13 protein-coding genes and 1 pseudogene are annotated in these 17506 nt (G+C 73.4%); 3 read left to right on the top strand and 11 right to left on the bottom strand.

Going from position 1 to position 17506, the window contains the following annotated elements; all coding sequences use genetic code 11:
- Position 1: 1 nt before the first annotated feature.
- The 4 genes from AB0K35_RS22895 to recN all read right to left on the bottom strand — a co-directional run bounded on the left by AB0K35_RS22895 (position 2) and on the right by recN (position 4960).
- Positions 2 to 868: a hypothetical protein gene (locus tag AB0K35_RS22895; protein ID WP_363887400.1), complete on the bottom strand. Its 867-nt coding sequence runs from the start codon at positions 866 to 868 to the stop codon at positions 2 to 4.
- A 67-nt stretch (positions 869 to 935) separates the two neighbouring features.
- The gene (locus tag AB0K35_RS22890) at positions 936 to 1877 is read right to left on the bottom strand and encodes a copper transporter (RefSeq protein WP_238670852.1); all 942 of its coding nucleotides are present in this window, start codon (positions 1875 to 1877) and stop codon (positions 936 to 938) included.
- Between the two features lie 27 nt (positions 1878 to 1904).
- The gene (gene steA / locus AB0K35_RS22885) at positions 1905 to 3083 is read right to left on the bottom strand and encodes a putative cytokinetic ring protein SteA (protein WP_091407271.1); all 1179 of its coding nucleotides are present in this window, start codon (positions 3081 to 3083) and stop codon (positions 1905 to 1907) included.
- A gap of 119 nt (positions 3084 to 3202) precedes the next feature.
- Positions 3203 to 4960, bottom strand: coding sequence for a DNA repair protein RecN (gene recN, locus AB0K35_RS22880; protein WP_363887837.1), 1758 nt, complete (start codon positions 4958 to 4960; stop codon positions 3203 to 3205).
- Between the two features lie 89 nt (positions 4961 to 5049).
- Here recN and AB0K35_RS22875 point away from each other — a divergent pair, with 89 nt between their 5' ends.
- A complete protein-coding gene (locus tag AB0K35_RS22875; RefSeq protein ID WP_238670853.1) occupies positions 5050 to 6069 on the top strand; it encodes a helix-turn-helix domain-containing protein in 1020 nt (339 codons plus the stop codon).
- A gap of 79 nt (positions 6070 to 6148) precedes the next feature.
- On the opposite strand, the gene AB0K35_RS22870 is transcribed toward AB0K35_RS22875, so the two are convergent.
- The 5 genes from AB0K35_RS22870 to AB0K35_RS22850 all read right to left on the bottom strand — a co-directional run bounded on the left by AB0K35_RS22870 (position 6149) and on the right by AB0K35_RS22850 (position 12781).
- Complete coding sequence (locus AB0K35_RS22870; protein ID WP_363887397.1) at positions 6149 to 9868, bottom strand: S8 family serine peptidase; 3720 nt, start codon at positions 9866 to 9868, stop codon at positions 6149 to 6151.
- Positions 9869 to 10025: 157 nt separating this feature from the next.
- Positions 10026 to 10910 (bottom strand): NAD kinase, encoded by an 885-nt coding sequence (locus tag AB0K35_RS22865; RefSeq protein WP_238670855.1) that lies wholly within the window; start codon positions 10908 to 10910, stop codon positions 10026 to 10028.
- Between the two features lie 109 nt (positions 10911 to 11019).
- Positions 11020 to 11880, bottom strand: coding sequence for a TlyA family RNA methyltransferase (locus AB0K35_RS22860; protein WP_238670856.1), 861 nt, complete (start codon positions 11878 to 11880; stop codon positions 11020 to 11022).
- Positions 11881 to 11918: 38 nt separating this feature from the next.
- The gene (locus AB0K35_RS22855) at positions 11919 to 12194 is read right to left on the bottom strand and encodes a hypothetical protein (RefSeq protein ID WP_238670857.1); all 276 of its coding nucleotides are present in this window, start codon (positions 12192 to 12194) and stop codon (positions 11919 to 11921) included.
- Positions 12191 to 12781, bottom strand: a complete 591-nt coding sequence (locus AB0K35_RS22850) for a hypothetical protein (RefSeq protein WP_238670858.1) — start codon at positions 12779 to 12781, stop codon at positions 12191 to 12193. The genes AB0K35_RS22855 and AB0K35_RS22850 overlap by 4 nt, the downstream gene beginning before the upstream one ends.
- 111 nt (positions 12782 to 12892) lie before the next feature.
- Here AB0K35_RS22850 and AB0K35_RS22845 point away from each other — a divergent pair, with 111 nt between their 5' ends.
- Complete coding sequence (locus tag AB0K35_RS22845; protein WP_238670859.1) at positions 12893 to 13231, top strand: SCP2 sterol-binding domain-containing protein; 339 nt, start codon at positions 12893 to 12895, stop codon at positions 13229 to 13231.
- 12 nt (positions 13232 to 13243) lie between these two features.
- Here AB0K35_RS22845 and AB0K35_RS22840 read toward each other — a convergent pair whose 3' ends face one another.
- Both AB0K35_RS22840 and AB0K35_RS22835 read right to left on the bottom strand, forming a co-directional pair.
- Complete coding sequence (locus AB0K35_RS22840) at positions 13244 to 14275, bottom strand: HAD-IIA family hydrolase (protein WP_238670860.1); 1032 nt, start codon at positions 14273 to 14275, stop codon at positions 13244 to 13246.
- A gap of 401 nt (positions 14276 to 14676) precedes the next feature.
- A pseudogene (locus AB0K35_RS22835) lies at positions 14677 to 15348 on the bottom strand (hypothetical protein); the annotation flags it as partial.
- Between AB0K35_RS22835 and AB0K35_RS22830 the strand changes: the two are divergent.
- A complete protein-coding gene (locus AB0K35_RS22830) occupies positions 15337 to 17034 on the top strand; it encodes a hypothetical protein (RefSeq protein WP_363887392.1) in 1698 nt (565 codons plus the stop codon). The pseudogene AB0K35_RS22835 and the gene AB0K35_RS22830 sit on opposite strands and share 12 nt — an antisense overlap.
- The last annotated feature ends 472 nt before the right edge of the window (positions 17035 to 17506 follow it).

The following is a 17506-nucleotide window of genomic DNA, read 5'->3' as shown; positions in this document are numbered from 1 at the left end:
GTCAGTCGGCGCGTCGGCCCAGTGCGTCGAGTTCGCGTAGCCCCGGGGTCCGCTGGATCACCGCGGTGAAGCTGACCTTCTCGCTGGCGGCGGTGAGCCCGGCCAGGACGGCGAGCAGACCGGCCCGGCCGAGTGGGCCGGTACGGGCGGCGAGCGCGACGCCGAGGACCGCCCCGAGCGCGTTCGCGCCACTGTCGCCGAGCATCACGTCCTCGGCCAGGTCGTCGCGGAGCAGGCCGGCGGCGGCGCCGGCCGCGCCCGCGGCGATCCCGCCCTGCGGGCCGCCGGTCAGCGGCGCGGCGAGCAGCAGCCCGGATTTGAGGGCGCGGCCCGGCCGCAGGTCGAGCAGGTTGAGCAGGTTGGCCGTGCCGGCGATCACGCCGGCGCCGAGCAGCACGTCGACACCCCGGCCGAACGCACCGTGCCGCTGCCGGCGCGGGTGCGCGGCGACCCGGGAGTCGGCGGCGAGCAGCGCGGCGGCGCCCAGCCCGGCGGCGCCCACCCCGACGACCTTGACCAGACCGGCGGTGACCCGCCCCTCGCGCAGCGCGGCGAGGTGCCCGGCGAAGCCCTTGGCAGTCTTCTGCTCCGGCCGCGCGCCGACCACGTCGTCGTACAGGCCGACGCCGCCCGCGCCGAGACCGGCGACCACTGCGGCCCCACCGGCGGCACCGCCGGTGGCACCGAACGCACCGGCGGCGGCAACGCCGACGGCGAGCGCCGGCCCGGCGGCCAGGCTCACCGTGCGGCCACGGAAGTTGGTGCGCTCCAGCGCGGGGCCGGCCGGCGAGGTGCGCGCCTCACGCAGCGCGTAGCGTGCCGCCGCGGCGCCCGCGCCGGCGATCAGCAGGCGGCCCAGGGTGCTCACGCCGTCACCTCACTGGCTCGGTCACGCGCCACCTGGTCGGATCCGGACACGGGGGTACGTCGTTCGCTCACTGGGGCAGTCTAGGCAGCAGCGACGCGGCGTTGTCGCCGACGCCGTACTGCCCGGCCTTCTTCTCGGTGAGTTGCTGCACCAGGGCGAGGGTGGTGACCACCTGGCCCTGCACGGTGTTGGCGTTGTCGACCGTGGAGATGGTCTGGGCGAGCACCGGGTCGCCGCGCACCACGCCGACCAGGTTGCCGCCGACGGAACCATTGCCGGCCACCACGATCGCCCCGGTGCGGTCGAACTGCTCGGCGATCTTGACCACCGACTCGTCCCGCTTGTCGGAGTCCTTGTCGACGTACGGCTGACCGCTGACCACGACGACCGCCTCGGCCGAGGCGGTGACCTTGTTGCTGTCGGTGGTCAGGTAGCCGGCGTTGTTGTAGGCGGCGAGCACCGCCCGGCGGTCGGCGTCACTGACCGGCGCGACGCCCTGGGCCCGGTCCAGCAGGACGCTGGCCAGCAGCGCGCTGGAGGTCTCCACGCCGTGCCCGTTGCCCGGCAGGCCGGTGGTCTGCGCGGTCGGGCGGGCGGCGGTGACGGCCAACTCCAGCAGGTTGGAGTTGTTGTCCGGGTTGATGAACTTGTCCTGGAGGTCGACCTGGCCGGTGATGGTCGCCCCGGCCTGCTGGAGCTTCTTGAGCACGCTCTCGGTGTGGTCGCGCCCGTTGGGCAGGCTGACAACCACGACCCGACGCGCGGTGAGGGTGCCGGGAAGGAGGATCTGGGAGGTCTCCTCGGCGAACTCCTCTTCCAGCGCGAGTTGCTTCTCCATGTTGCTGACCGTCTGACGCCACTGCTGGTTGTCCTTGCGTAGCCCGGTGACCTGCTCCTTGAGCGAGTCGGCGACCGGGCCGTTGAGGGCGGCTGTGCCGACCACCAGGCCGATCGCCAGAGCCAGGAAGACCGCGGTGAGGGACACCACGTGGTAGCGGAAGTTGATCACGCTTGCAGCCTCTTGATCGGTCGGGAACTAGAAAAGCCGGTACAGCTGGAACACGAAATTGTCCCACCACTCGGCGACCACGCCCAGGTACGCCTTTCCGACTGTCGACACGGCCACCGCGGACGCCATCGCCGCGATCGCCGACAGCACCAGCAGCAGCAGCGACGAGCCGGAGATGCTCTGCCGGTAGAGCCGGCTCACCCCCTTGGCGTCGACAAGCTTGCCACCGACCTTCAGCCGGGTCAGGAACGTCGAGGCCATCCCGCCGCGACCCTTGTCGAGAAACTCGACGAGGGTGGCGTGGGTGCCGACCGCCACCAGCAGCGAGGCGCCCTTCTCGTCGGCGAGCAGCATGGCCAGGTCCTCGCTGGTCGCCGCGGCCGGGAAGGTGATCGCCGGCACACCGAGGCCGTTGACCCGGGGCAGGCCGGGCGCGCGCCCGTCCGGGTACGCGTGCACGATCACCTCGGCGCCGCAGCGCAGCACGTCGTCGGTGACCGAATCCATGTCCCCGATGATCATGTCGGGGGTGTAGCCGGCCTCGACCAGGGCGTCCGCGCCGCCGTCGACGCCGATGAGCACCGGCTTGAACTCCCGGATGTACGGGCGCAGCACGTCAAGGTCGGCCTTGTAGTCGTAGCCGCGCACCACGATCAGGCAGTGCCGACCCTGCATCTGGGTCTCGATGTCCGGCACCCCGACACCATCGAGCAGCAGGTCACGTTCCTGACGCAGGTAGTCCATCGTGTTGGCGGCGAACGCCTCCAACTGCACCGACAGACCCTCCCGGGCGTCCGCCATCGCCTTGCCGACCGACTCGGCGTCCTGAAGGCTGCCGTGGGCCACCGGCTCGTCACCGGCGAAGACCGTGTTGCCCTCGATGCGCACCTGGTCGCCCTCGCGGATGCGCTCGAAGACGCCCTCCCCCAGGTCGTCGAGGAGCGGAATGCCGGCGGCGATCAACACCTCCGGGCCGAGGTTCGGGTAACGGCCGGAGACCGAGGGCTTGGCGTTGAGCACCGCCGCGACCCCGACGGCGACGAGCGAGTCGGCCGCCACCCGGTCCAGATCGACGTGGTCGATGACCGCGATGTCACCGGGGCGCAGCCGACCGACCAGGCGTTTCGTCCGGCGATCAAGGCGCGCGGTGCCGAGGACTCTGCCCGGTTCGGAGTTCCGGTTCCGGCGCAACGTGGGTAGACGCATCGTGACCATCCTGGCATGTGAGGCAGGCTTTTCTGTCGCGACATGCCTGAGCAGGGCCGCCTACCCAGGGAAGCACACACCGGCACAAGCCGGTGTGCTTGCGCTCACAATACGCGGCGTCACAACCGCCTTTCCTTGGCGGCCACTGCCAGAAGCTCCTCGGCGTGGGCGATACCCAGATCTGAATCGGGCAAACCCGCCAGCATGCGCGCCAACTCCCGGGCACGCTCGGTGTCCTCCACCACCCGCACCCCGCTGGTCGTCACCGCGCCGCCGGTGTCCTTCGCCACCACCAGGTGCCGGTCGGCGAAGGCGGCCACCTGCGGCAGGTGCGTGACCACCAGCACCTGGTGGCTGCGGGCCAGCCGGGCCAACCGGCGGCCGATCTCCACCGCCGCCTGCCCGCCGACCCCCGCGTCGACCTCGTCGAAGACCAACGTGGGCGGGCCGCCGGAGCCGGCGAACACGACCTCGATGGCGAGCATCACCCGGGACAGCTCACCGCCGGAGGCGCCGCGCTGCAACGGCAGCGACGGCGCGCCCGGGTGGGCCAGCAACCGCAGCTCCACCTCGTCACCGCCGTCCGAAGTGACACCCACCTCGACGCCGTTCACCGCAAGCGTCGGCTCGGCACGCCCGGCCGGACGGGGCAGCACCGCCACCTCGATCCGCGCGTGCGGCATGGCCAGCCCGGCCAGCTCGACGGTGACCTGGTCGGCGAAGCGGACCGCCGCCTCCTGCCGGGAGGCGGACACCCGCCCGGCCAGGTCGGCCACCTCGACGGCGAGCCGCTGGCCCTCCCGCTCCAACTCGTCGAGCACGTCGTCGGACATGTCCAGGTCGGACAGTCGGGTGCGCGCCCGATCGGCCCAGGCGATCACCCCGTCGACGTCGTCGGCGTACTTGCGGGTCAACCCGCGCAGCGCCGCCCGCCGCTCATAGACGTGCTGCAACCGGGCCGGGTCCGCGTCCAGCGTCGCCAGGTACGCCGACAGCTCCGCGGACACGTCGGTGACCAGCGTGGCCGCCTCCTCCAGGCGGGCCGCCAGCTCACCGAGGGCCGGATCGGTGCCGGACTGCGCCTCCAGCGTCCGCCGGGCGGTGCCGAGCAGCCCCGCCGCGTCCGGGGTCTCCTCGGCGGCCTCCGCGCCACCGGCCACGCACTGCTGGGCGATCTGCGCGGCCGTCCGCAGGCCCTCGGCGTGCTCCAGCCGCTGCGCCTCGGTCTTCAGCTCGTCGTCCTCACCGGGCTGCGGATCGACCCGGGTGATCTCGTCGAGGCCCAACCGCAGCAGGTCGGCCTCCTGGTTGCGCTCGCGGGCGTTGCGTCGGCGGTCGGCCAGGTCGTCGACGACCCGACGCCACCCCGTGTACGCCTCGCGCAGCGCGTCGAGCAGCTTCTCGTGCGCGGGGCCGGCGAACCGGTCCAGTGCGGCCCGCTGTTCGGCCGGGCGCAGCAGCCGCAGCTGGTCGGACTGGCCGTGCACGGCGACCGCCTGCTCGCCGACCTCACCGAGCATCGACACCGGCATGCTCCGGCCGCCGACGTGGGCGCGTGAGCGCCCCTCCACCGTCACCGTGCGGCTCAGCAGCACCGAGCCGTCCTCGTCGGGTTCGCCGCCGGCCTCGACGATCCGCGCGTGCACGGCGTCGGCGACCCGCCCGTGCAGCCGCAGCCGCCCCTCCACCACGGCGCGGCCGGGTTGGGCGCGGACCCGCCCGGCGTCGGCCCGGCCGCCGAAGAGCAGGCCGAGGCCGGTGACCACCATCGTCTTGCCCGCACCGGTCTCGCCGGTGATGACGTTCATGCCGCCGGTCAACGGCAGCGTGGTGTCTTCGATGACGCCCAGTCCGGTGATGCGCAGCTCTTCCAGCACAGCCACCGACAGTAGACGCGAGGCCCGACAATTGACCAGCCGACGGGCCCGGGTACGGCCCGTACCCGGCCGACGTACAGTTCTGCCCCGTGTTGGACGTGATCGGCCTGACCTCGGCTGAGGAGGAGCTCTACCGCTGCCTGCTCCAGCTCACCACGGCCCGCATCGACGAGTTGGCCCGTCGCCTGCACCGACCCCATGAGCAGGTCGTCGCCCAGGTCGAGGCACTGCGCGGCAAGGGCCTCGTGCAGCGCAGCGACAACGACCCGGACGCCCCGCTGCGCCCGACCGCCCCGGACGTCGCCCTCGGCGGGACGCTGCTGCGGCGTCAGGAGGACCTGGAGTCGGCCCGCCGACTGGTCACCCAACTGGCCGAGGAGTACCGCTCCGGGCTGCGCCGACACCACGTCGACCATCTGGTCGAGGTGATCACCGGCGCCCGGGTTCTTCGCGACCGCCTGCGCGACCTGCAGAACTCGGCGCGTACCGAGGTGCTCTGGTTCTGCCGGGCGAATCCCCTGGCCATGGCCGGCCCGGAGAACGTCGAGGAGTTCGACGCGCTGGCCCGTGGGGTGAGCTACCGGGCCATCTACGAGCGTGACCTGCTGCTGGAGCCGGGCGCGTTGGCCGACCTGGCCAAGGGGGTCGCCGCCGGGGAGCAGGCCCGCGTCCTGGACCGGCTGCCCGTCCGACTGGCCATAGTGGACGCCAGCACGGCCATCTGCCCGTTGGTGCCCGACCGCGACGGCGGCGAACCGAGCGCCGCCGTGATCGGCCGCAGCCAACTGCTCGACGCGCTGCTCGCCCTCTTCGAGAGTCACTGGCGGGTGGCCACCCGGCTGCGCCTCGACGACCCCCTCGCCGTCGCGGCCCCCGAGGCTCGACGGCCGGAGCCCGCGGAGCAGCCGGGCGACGGTTACCAGCCCGACGCCGACGAGGCCCGGCTGCTGTCGCTGTTCGTGGCGGGCGTACCGGACAAGTCCATCGCCTCCCAGCTCGGGGTGAGCCGGCGGACAGTGCAACGGCGGATCGCCGACCTGATGGCCGCCGCCGGCGTGGACACCCGGCCCGGGTTGGCGTTCCAGGTGGCCCGACGCGGCTGGCTCTGACGCCAAAGGGCCCGCCGTCGACCGACGGCGGACCCTCAACCGGCGGGGCGGGACGGCCAGGCCGCCCCGCCCCACCCGATCAGCGCAGCCCGTACGCCTGGAGCACCGTCTGGTCGACGGTGTTCCCGGCCCGGTCGGCGGCGCGCACCCGCAGCGACACCGTTCCGCGCCCCGCCGGCACGGTAGCGGTGTACCGGGTGCCCGACCCCGTGGTCGGCGCGTTGCGCCAGGTGACGCCCCCGTCGAAGGAGACCTGCACCCGGACGCTGGTACCGGTCGGCGCCAGCACCCCGGCCGGCTGCCGCACTGTCAGCCCGAGCTGGTGCGGCCGGTTGCCGCGTACCGTGGCGCGCAGGTCGGCCGGCACCCGGTAGTCCACCTGGAGCAGCGACAACGGCGTGGCGGTGTCGCCCGCCGGTCGGGCCGAGGTGAACTCCCAGGCCGTGTCGGTCCGCGTGCCGTAACGCCAGTCGGCCGAGGACCGCTGGGTGGTCACGTCCAGGCGGTAGCGGGCGGCCCCGGCGGTCGTGGGCACCGACGCCCAACCGTCGGACAGGTCCGCGATCTGCTGCCCGTCGCGGCTGACCCGTGCGGTGACGGTGTCCGACTCCTCGCTCTCGCCGGCCACGCTGTAGTGCCCCTCGGCGTCGACGAACTCGGGCACCCACAACTCCAGGTTGTCACCGGTGCGGGTGGGCACCCGCGCCCCGCTGGCCGGGACGGCCGGCCGGAGCACCGGCGCGTGCCAGGTTTCGGTCACCCGGTCGTCGGCGGCGTAGCGCCGGGGCTGCTGGGTCAGGCCACCGGTCAGCTGCCCCCACTGCATGAACATGAGCTTGTGCAGCACCCGTTGCTGCCACCAGTTGTCGCCGGAGCTGACGAACTCTCGCCGGGTGGTGCCGGCGCGGACCAGCCGCTGGTTGTCGTTCCACGCGGTGTCCTGCCACTGACGCCACCCGAACCGCTGCTCGCTGGCCCACTCCCCGCCGACGTTCCCGTAGTGGCTGGTCACCTCGGCGGTGTTGCGCTCGGTGACCTTGTGCAGGATCCGCTCCGGGACCCGGTCCTTCGAGACCTGCCACACGTCGTACAGGTACGGACTTTCCACTGTCAACGTCAGATCCAGCGTCGTGTGGCGCTTCCGGACCGCCGCGATGATTTTCTGCCCGTCGTCGTACGCCACCGCCATCGAAGGGATCGGCAGCCGGTCACCCAACGGCGTCCACGACGTCCACGCGCTCTGGTCGGCGGGTCGGACGACAAGCGCCACAATCGCGCCAGCGGCGGCCGCCGCCGCGATCTGCTCCTCCTCCGAGGCGTCCGGGCTGGTGGTGAGCAGTGCCGCGGCGCCGCGTACCCGGGTCAGCTCGGCGGGGGTGCCGGTGCCGGCCCAGATCAGCGGCAGCCTGCGCCGGTCGGCCGTCGCTGGCGAGTAGCCCATCAGGTTGATGTCCAGCGGACCGGACACCCCGCTGATCTTCGCGTCCACCATCGGCGCGACCAGTTGCCAGCGCGACGCGAACTCGAACTCGCCCTGCCGCAGCGGGCGGGTCGGGGTGACGTTGACCTGCTGAATGGTGCTGTAGGTCATCACGCCGTGGTCGACCTGCCGGCCGTTGCCGAAGACCCGGTGCTCGTAGAAGCTGATCGTCGAGCGCTGCTCGGTGGGCTTCGGCGTCTCGATCCGCACCGGGGTGCCCTTGCGCGGGTCGAGCACCACCGTGAGGTCCCGGTCGACCAGCAGCTCCGGGTCGGTGACCAGGGTGATCTGCTCGTCCAGCGGTGCGCCGTGTTCGATCAACGCCTCGACCAGGTAGGGGCCCTCCTCGACCTGGAGTTGCACCTCGCCGCCCACCCAGCCGAGCCAGTCGGATTCGGGCTGCTCACCGAAGAGGGTGAGCACCGACGCGAGACCGGGCTGACCCTGCATGTCCAGCGCCTTCACCGTCACCGTGTGCAGCGGACCGCTGAGGGTGAGCGCGACAGCGGTACGCACGGCGACGCCGTCCGCGCCGGTGGCCACCAGCCATCCACTGTGCACACCACGGTCCAGCTTCGCCGGGTCCGCCCGCAGCGGCACGGCGACGCTGCCGCCGGCCGGCACTGTCACCTCGGCGCCGCCGACAGCGACCCCGTCGGTCTCGGCCGCCCGGGTGTCCAGGTTGCGCAGCTCCAGTGCCAACCGCAGGGTCCGCGGGGCCGTGCCGCCGTTGGTATACGTCACTGTCCGCTCGGCGGGTGCACCACCGGTGCTGAGCCGGCCGAAGTCCGCGGTGCCGGACCCGTACACCCGCTGGCCGAGCGCGCGGGCCACGTCGACCCGGCCGGCGCCCTGCTCGAAGACGGTCAACGCCGGGTTCGCCTTCGTGGTGCTGACCAACGCGTCCTTGAGCTTCGCGGCGGACCAGTCGGGGTGTTCCTGGGCGAGGATCGCCGCCGCCCCGGCCACGTGCGGGGTGGCCATCGAGGTGCCGGACGCGGTCGTGTACGCGTCGTCCACCGGCGTACCCATGGCGGTGCCCGCGGCCCGGGCGGCGACGATGCCGACGCCCGGCGCGGTGATCTCCGGCTTGAGGCCGTTGTCGCCGAGGCGAGGGCCCCTGCTGGAGAACTCCGCAAGGTTGTCGGCACCGTCCACAGCGCCGACGGTGAGCGCCGACGCGGCCGCGCCGGGCGCGCCGACGGTACGCGCGGCGCCCGAGTTGCCGGCGGCGACCACGAACAGCGCGCCGGTCTCAGCGGTCAGGTCGTTCACCGCCTGGCTCATCGGATCGGTGCCGTCGGTCGGGTCGCCACCGAGGCTCATGCTGACCACCTTCGCGCCGGAGTGGGCGGCCCACTCCATGCCCGCGATGATGGACGAGCTGTAGCCGGAGCCACCGTCGTCGAGCACCTTGCCGACCAGCAACCGCGCGCCCGGGGCGACGCCCTTGCGTTTCCCGTCGGACGCCGCCCCGCTGCCGGCGATGGTGGCGGCCACGTGGGTGCCGTGGCCGTGCCCGTCGCGGGCGCTGCCGCTGCCGGAGAAGTCCTGCGCCTCGGCGACCCGGCCGGCCAGGTCGGGGTGGGTGGCGTCGACGCCGGTGTCGAGCACCGCCACCTTGACGCCGGCACCGTCCCGGCCGGCGGCCCAGGCGATCGGGGCACCGATCTGCGGCACGCTGTGCTCCAGCGTCGGGCGGACCTTCCCGTCCAGCCAGATCCGTGCGACGCCGGCGCCGAGCCGGGCCGGCGAACCGGCTGTCACCCGCTGCCCGGGCGCGCCGCGCAGCGACGTCCACAGACCACCCAGGTCACCCTTGCCAACCCGCAGCGCGGCGCCGTTGATGCTCTCCAGGGGACGCGCGTCGGTCGCGCCGGCCAGCGGCCTGACCCGTCCGGCGGCCGGCTCCTGATAGCGGACGATCAGCGGCAACGCGCCCTGCGCGGCGTCGCCGTACCCGTCGGCCGCCAACTCCTGCACGTCGAACAGATCGGGGTCGAGCACCCCCGCGGAGAGGTACGGCATGACGTCGCTGGGCAGAACCCGCAACCCGCCGTCGGCCTCGACCGTCTGGAAGGCGATCCGGTTGCGCCCCGGGCCGGGGTGGACGGTGGCGGCGACCCGACCGGGTGCCGCCTGCACCAGGTCGACCTGGTCGCCGGTGATCAGGGTGATGCGGACGGGTGCGTGCTGGGCGGGCGTGCCCGACGTCGGGCCGGTGGGCCGGGCGGGCGGGTCGGCGGACGCCGGTGCGGCGACGCCGACCACCAACGCGCCGACCGCGCCGACGGCGAGCCAGCGTGGGGACCAGTGCATGCGATGGGCTCCTCTACTCCTCCAGGCCGTCATCCGTAGACGAGGGCCGATCGGAGTCTGCGTCGGAGCGTGTCATCAGGTCACTAGTCGCCCGCCGCCGCAGCGGCGACATGTCGTCAGGTGGACAACCGACATCCACCGACAGTGTGCGCCGCGGTCACCGGCGGCTGCCACGCCAACCGTGCACGGGGAGGCCGAACTTGGCCACCAGCCGGTCGGTGAACGGGCGGGGGCGCAGCCGCACGATGCGTACCGGCAGGGCGCCCCGGCGCACCGTCACCCGCGCGCCGGGTGGCAGGTCGTAGACGCGCCGGCCGTCGCAGGAGAGCACGGCGAGGGTGGTGAACGGGTCCACGGTGATCACGAAGGTGGACGTCGGGGCCGTGACCAACGGGCGGCTGAACAACGCGTGCGCGCTGATCGGCACCAGCAGCAGCGCCTCCACCTCCGGCCAGACCACCGGGCCGCCACCGGAGAACGCGTACGCGGTGGAGCCGGTGGGAGTGGCGCAGACGACACCGTCGCAGCCGTAACGCGACAGCGGCCGGCCGTCCACGTCCACGAGCAGCTCAAGCATCTGGGCCCGCTCGCCCTTCTCGATGCTGATCTCGTTGAGCGCCCAGGACTCGATCGTCGGCCCACCGTCGAACTCGGCGGTGACGTCCAGGGTCAACCGCTCGTCGACCGTGTAGTTGCGGCCGACGACGTCCCGGACGGCGGTGTCCAGATCGTCGATCTCCGCCTCCGCCAGGAAGCCCACCTTGCCGAGGTTGATGCCGAGCAGCGGCGCCTTGGCGGGCCGGGCCAGCTCGGCGGCGCGCAGGAAGGTGCCGTCCCCACCGAGCGCGAAGACGATCTCGGCGCCCTCGGCGGCCTCTGGGCCGGCGACCGGCACCACGCCGGGCAGGTCGAGGTCGTCGGCCTCGTCGGCGACCACCCGTACCTCGAAACCGGCGTCGATCAGGTCGGCGGCGACCGACCGGGCGTGCTCCGTGCTGCGCCGACGGCCGGTGTGGGTCACCAGCAGCGCGGTCCGGCTCATCGGGCCGCCCACTCACGCCGGAGCGGGCGGCGTCGCGCCACCGGCGACGACACCTCGGCACTGCCGCGTGTCACCGCGCGGCCCGTTGCGACGCCCTCACTGCGCGCGTTCACCCTGCGACCTCCTCCGCCGCCACGTCCGGCACGTCGCCGGCCGTCGTCGAGCCGTCCGGCCCGGCCGCCACCACGGCCCGCACCCGCTCCGGGTCGGCCTCTGGTGCGCCCCGGCGCAACCATACGAAGAACTCCACGTTGCCGCTCGGCCCGGGCAACGGGCTGGCCGCAACGTCGGCCAGTCCGAGGCCGAGCCGCGCGGCCGTCGCGGCCACGTCCAGCACCGCTTCGGCGCGCAGCTCCGGATCGCGGACCACACCGCCGGCACCGACCCGGTCCTTGCCGACCTCGAACTGCGGCTTGACCATCAACGCCAGGTCACCGTCGTCGCGGGTGCAGCCGGCCAGCGCCGGCAGCACCAGTCGCAACGAGATGAACGACAGGTCGGCCACCGTCAGGTCGACCGGGCCACCGATCGTGTCCGCATCGAGGGTACGGACATTCGTGCGCTCCAGGACGCGGACCCGCTCGTTCGTCCGCAGCGGCCAGGCGAGCTGCCCGTAGCCGACGTCCACGGCCACCACCTCGGCCGCGTCGGCGCGCAACAACACGTCGGTGAACCCACCGGTCGACGCTCCCGCGTCCAGGCAACGCCGCCCGGCCACGTGCAGCCCACCGGGGGCGAACGCGGCCAGCGCGCCGGCGAGCTTGTGCCCGCCCCGGGAGACGTACTCCTCGGCCGGGTCCGCACCGGTCACCAGGAGCGGGTCGGCGGGGTCGACCATCGCGGCCGCCTTGCGGGCGACCACGCCCCGCAGTTGGACCCGGCCGGCCTCCACCAACGCGGCGGCCTGCTCACGGGAGCGGGCCAGACCGCGGCGGACGAGTTCGGCGTCCAGCCGGTTACGACGTGCCATGGGTGGTTCTCCGGTCTGCTCAGGCCTGGTCGTCCCGCTCAGGTCTGGTCGATTGTGGCGAGGGTTTCCCGCAGCGTCTCGTAGGCCGCCTCGTACTGGGCGATCTGGTCGGCGGGAGCGAGCGTCGCCGCGTTGGCGATGGCCCGCACGGCGGCGTCCACCGCCGGATGCCGTGGCTCGTCGTCCCCGAGATCCGGCGGCGGTCCGGGGCGGGCACCCACCGGCGGGCCCGGCCGGGCCGGGAACGAGCCGCCACCCGGCGGACCGGGTCGGGCCGGGAACGAGCCGCCAGCCGGCGGACCGGGGCGGGTCATTCGGCGTCGTCCGGCCGCTGCTTGCGGACCGCCGCTTTCTTGGCGGGCATCACGGCCGGCGTCGGGACGTCCTCGTCGGAGGTCCGGCTGATCGTCGCCGGCGCCTTCTTGGCGATGGCCTTCTTCGCGACCGCCTTCTTCGCGACGGCCTTCTTCGCCACCGGCGCGGAGACCGGAGCACCGGCCGCGGTATCGGACGGCACGAGACCGGTGCCAGGCTGCGCGGCGACGGTCGGGTCGGGTTGTGGCGTGGGGCCGGCGGTCGGCGCATCGGCCGGCTCGGTGGACCGCGCCTCCCGCAACTGCCGTTCCAGGTCGTGCACCCGCCGGGTCAGCTCGGCCACCTCGTCGGCGGTCGCCAGACCGACAGCGCCGAGGGCCCGGTCGACCTCGAAGCGGACCAGCTTGGTCAGCGCCTCCCGGTTGGCGGCGCCGGTGGTGACCAGCTCCTCGCCGAGGGCCTGGAGTTGGGCGGCGGTCGCACCGCCGGAGCCGACGAGGCGACGTGCCACGTCCTGGGCCTTCTTCCGGGGCGCCTCCGCAAGGCCCATGGCCAGCTCGAGGTAGGCGCGCCACGCGTCCTGCATGCCTGAGTCCTTCCACGGGGCGGGGTGTGCAGGTGTCACGCTACCGGGCACCTCCGACCGACCCGTGCGGTACGGTGCCGAGGACGGCGTGGCGATCAGCGAGGGGGAGATGTGGCCAGCGTGGACGAGTGCCGGCAGGCGTTGCAGGAGCTGGCCGCTCGGTTGGATCGCAACGCCGAGACGGTGCGCGAACGGATCGACCTGGACCGGACGCTCGCCTGCCGGATCACCGACCTGGACACCGCGTTCCACGGCCGGATCACCGGCGGCCGACTGGTCGAGCTGACCGACGGCGACGACCCCAAGGCCAAGATCGCGATGAGCACGTCCAGCGACGACCTGCTCGCCCTGGTCCGGGGCGACCTGGACGTCACCAGCGCGGTGACCTCCCGCCGGGTGTCGATCAAGGCCAACCCGTTCGACCTGCTCAAGTTGCGCAAGCTGCTCTGACGACCGCCCGGCTCACGCCGTCGCGGTCAGCCCGAAACTCTCCACCGCGTGGGCCGCGTCCGCGCCCACCGGACGGATCTTCGGCAGCGCCGGCACCGGCGCCGACCAGGCCACCGCGCAGAGCGCCGCCAGGGCGTCCAGCGGCCGGCCGGCCCCGGCCAGCTCAAGCGTGCCGTCCCGGTCGGTCACGGACCAGCCGCCGGCGTCCGCCGGGCCCGGGACCCGCACGGCGGCAGCCGGGTCGAAGAGCCCCGCCAGGTCTTTCGCGACGTACGTGGGACGTCGCCGCGGCTCGGCGGCCAGCAGTTCCGGTACGCCGCTGACGCCGGTGAGCACGAGCAGGCTGTCCAGCCCGGCCCGGCGGGCACCCTCGATGTCGGTGTCCAGCCGGTCACCCACCACCAGGCTCCGCCCACCGCCACTGCGCTTGGCTGCGGTCTCGAACAGCGCCGGCTCCGGCTTGCCGACCACCACGTCGGGGTCCCGCTCCAGTGCCGTACGCAGCACGGCGACCAGCGAACCGTTGCCGGGCAGCGGTCCCCGCCCACTGGGCAGGGTCCGATCGGTGTTGGTGGCGATCCAGATCGCACCCGCCCGCACCGCGACCGACGCTTCGGCCAGCTCGGCCCAGCCGACCTGCGGGCCGTACCCCTGCACCACCGCGGCCGGCTTCTCGTCGGCCTGCGTGACCGGGTTCAGGCCGACCGCGCGCAGTTCCGCGCGCAGCGCCTCCGCACCGACCACCAGCACCGACGCGCCGACGGGCAGCCGGTCGCGCAGCAACTCGGCCGAGGCGGCCGCGGAGGTGAGGACCTCCTCCGGCCGGGCCGGCACGCCCATCCCGGTCAGCAGGTCCGCGACCTCGCTGGACCGGCGTGACGCGTTGTTGGTGGCGTACGCCACCGCCCGTCCCTCGGCGTGCAGCCGGGCCACCGCATCGACGGCGCCGGGGATCGGCCGGTCGATCAGGTAGATCACGCCGTCCAGGTCGAAGACGACCAGGGTGTACCCGTCGACCAGCCGCTCCCCCACGCCCGCGCTCACCGCTGCGTCGACCCCGACTCGTCGTCCCGGGCCGGGACGGTCTCGTCGGCGGTCGCTGCGTCGCTGCTCGCCGCGTCCCCGTCCGTCACGCCGCTGCCGCCAGTGGTGGCCGCGTCGGCGTTGCCGCTCTCGGTGGGGTGGCGGTCCTCGTCTTCGTCGTCGAAGCCTTCGTCGTCAGCGGGACGGCCGACAGCGTCGTCCTCCTCGTCGTCGTCGAAGTCCTCGTCATCGTCGTCGTCGTCGCGATCGTCATCGTCGTCGTCGTCATCGTCATCGTCGTCGCGATCGTCATCGTCGTCGTCGTCGTCGTCGCGATCGTCATCGTCGTCGTCGTCGTCGTCGCGATCGTCATCGTCGTCGTCGTCGTCGTCGTCGCGATCGTCGTCGTCGCGATCGTCGTCGTCGCCGGCCAGGTCGGCGTCGGGTCGGGCCGGCACCGCGCCGGGAGCACCCGGGCCCGCGGCGGTCTCCTCGGCGGCCTCGTCCTCGTCGTCACCCTCGATGAGCACGCCGTCGAGTTCGAGCAGCCGCTCGGCGGCGTCGGTCTCGCCCTCGGTGTCCACGTCGGCAGCGCGGGAGAACCATTCGCGGGCCTCTTCGCGCCGACCCACCGCGAGCAGCGCGTCGGCGTACGCGTACCGCAACCGGGCCGTCCACGGCACTGTGGCCTCGTTGGTGAGGTCCGGAACCTGGAGCATCGCGACAGCGGCGTCCTTCTGCCCGAGGTCACCCCGCGCCCCGGCGGCGACGATCAGCAGTTCGATCGCCACGGCCTGGTCCAGCTTCTCCCGGTCCGCGCCACGGAACAGGTCAATGGCCCGCTCCGGCCGGCCGAGAGCCCGCTCGCAGTCCGCGAGCACGGCCAGGTGACTCTGCAGTCCGCTCATCCGGTGGTACGTGCGCAGCTCGGCAATCGCCGACTGCCACTCTCCCGCGCGGTACGCGGCCAGGCCGACCGCCTCACGGACAGCGGAGATGCGCGACGCGAGCCGCCGGGCGGCCAGCGCGTGCGCCAACGCCTCGGCGGGGTCCTCGTCGATCAGCTGCCCGGTGGCGACCAGGTGCCGGGCCACCGTCTCGGCGACCGGCTTGTTCAGCGAGAGCAGTTCAGCGCGGACGTCCTTGTCGAGGTCGGTCGCGACAATGTCGTCCGGCAGCGCCGGGGCCGAGCTACGCCCACCCTCGGCCGACTCGGAGCCACCCGCGCGGTCATCGCGACGGAACTCCCCCTCGCGACGCGGCCGATCGTCGGACCGGAAACCCCCGGTACGCTCTCCGCCCCGGTAGCCGCCCTCGCGGTCACCGCCACGGAAGCCACCCTCACGCGGGGCACCCGAGCGCGAACCGTCACGGTCCCCGCCACGGTAGCCACCTTCACGACGGTCGCCGCCCCGGAAGCCGCCCTCACGGGGGGCGCTGGAACGCGAGCTGTCCCGGTCGCCGCTGCGGAAGCCGCCCTCACGGGGGGCACTGGAACGCGAGCTGTCCCGGTCGCCGCCGCGGAAACCACCCTCACGGGGGGCACTGGAACGCGAGCTGTCCCGGTCGCCGCCGCGGAAACCGCCTTCGCGACGGTCGCCGCCGCGGAAGCCACCGTCGCGGTCACCACCGCGGAAGCCACCTTCGCGCGGTGGGCCGGAGCGAGTGCGGTCGCCGCCCTGGTAGCCGCCCTCACGACGGTCACCACCACGGAAACCACCCTCACGGTCACCGCCCCGGAAACCGCCCTCACGCGGGGCACTGGAACGCGAGCCGTCCCGGTCGCCGCCGCGGAAACCACCCTCACGGGGGGCACTGGAACGCGAGCTGTCCCGGTCGCCGCCACGGAAACCACCCTCACGAGGAGCGCCCGAACGCGAACCGTCCCGGTCCCCGCCCCGGAAGCCACCTTCGCGCGGCGGGCCGGAACGAGTGCGGTCGCCGCCCTGGTAACCGCCCTCACGACGGTCGCCCCCACGGAAACCACCCTCGCGGTCACCGCCCCGGAAACCACCCTCACGGGGAGCGCTGGAACGCGAACCGTCACGGTCGCCACCCCGGAAACCACCTTCACGGCGGTCGCCGCCACGGAAGCCACCGTCACGGTCGCCGCCACGGAAACCGCCCTCACGCGGGGCGCTGGAACGCGAACCGTCCCGGTCACCGCCGCGGAAGCCGCCTTCACGACGGTCCCCGCCACGGAAGCCACCGTCACGGTCACCACCGCGGAAACCACCCTCACGCGGGGCGCTGGAACGCGAACCGTCACGGTCACCGCCGCGGAACCCGCCCTCACGGGGGGCACTGGAACGCGAACCGTCACGGTCGCCGCCCCGGAAACCGCCTTCGCGACGGTCGCCGCCGCGGAAGCCACCGTCGCGGTCACCACCGCGGAAGCCACCCTCGCGCGGCGGGCCGGAACGAGTGCGGTCACCGCCCTGGTAACCGCCCTCACGACGGTCACCACCACGGAAACCACCCTCACGGTCACCGCCCCGGAAACCACCTTCACGCGGAGCGCTGGAACGCGAACCGTCACGGTCGCCGCCCCGGAAGCCACCCTCACGGGGAGCGCCCGAGCGCGAACCATCGCGGTCGCCGCCCCGGAAACCACCCTCACGGCGGTCGCCGCCACGGAAACCACCGTCACGGTCGCCGCCACGGTAGCCACCCTCGCGCGGAGCGCTGGAACGCGAACCGTCCCGGTCGCCACCGCGGAAACCACCCTCACGGGGAGCGCCGGACCGGAAACCACCCTCACGCGGAGCACCCGAGCGTGACCCATCACGGTCGCCGCCACGGTAGCCACCTTCACGCGGAGCGCTGGAACGCGAACCGTCGCGGTCGCCGCCCCGGAAGCCACCCTCACGGCGGTCGCCGCCACGGTAGCCGCCCTCACGGGGGGCGCTGGAGCGCGAGCTGTCCCGGTCACCACCACGGGAGCCAGAGTCACGGCCGCCGGCGTATCCGCCTCGGCTGCCGCCGCCGCTGTCGCGGTCTCCCCGGTACGGGGGCCGGCCTTGATCATCGCGGCGTGGGCCGCGGTCGCTTCCGCCCGCGCCGTCAGTACGGTCTTCGTAACGACGGGGACGGTCTCCGCCCTGCGGTCCTGAACTCACAGGTACATCCTTCCTGATTGCGCCACCAATGGCGCTACGCAGTCGAGGGCCGACCCGGATGGGGCGGCCCTCGACTGGAAGATTGTCCGGCGGCGTCCTACTCTCCCACACCCTCACGAGTGCAGTACCATCG

Source organism: Micromonospora sp. NPDC053740 (genome assembly GCF_040677775.1).
Taxonomy (GTDB): domain Bacteria; phylum Actinomycetota; class Actinomycetes; order Mycobacteriales; family Micromonosporaceae; genus Micromonospora; species Micromonospora alfalfae.
Note: the sequence above shows the minus strand (reverse complement) of the source record. Positions and strands in the feature narration are given on the sequence as shown.

Coding starts and splice junctions, on each gene's coding strand:
- AB0K35_RS22860 (WP_238670856.1), bottom strand. CDS start 11,880: ATGGCACGTCGTAACCGGCTGGACGCCGAACTCGTCCGCCGCGGTCTG.
- AB0K35_RS22850 (WP_238670858.1), bottom strand. CDS start 12,781: ATGCAGGACGCGTGGCGCGCCTACCTCGAGCTGGCCATGGGCCTTGCG.
- AB0K35_RS22855 (WP_238670857.1), bottom strand. CDS start 12,194: ATGACCCGCCCCGGTCCGCCGGCTGGCGGCTCGTTCCCGGCCCGACCC.
- AB0K35_RS22865 (WP_238670855.1), bottom strand. CDS start 10,910: ATGAGCCGGACCGCGCTGCTGGTGACCCACACCGGCCGTCGGCGCAGC.
- AB0K35_RS22870 (WP_363887397.1), bottom strand. CDS start 9,868: ATGCACTGGTCCCCACGCTGGCTCGCCGTCGGCGCGGTCGGCGCGTTG.
- steA (WP_091407271.1), bottom strand. CDS start 3,083: ATGCGTCTACCCACGTTGCGCCGGAACCGGAACTCCGAACCGGGCAGA.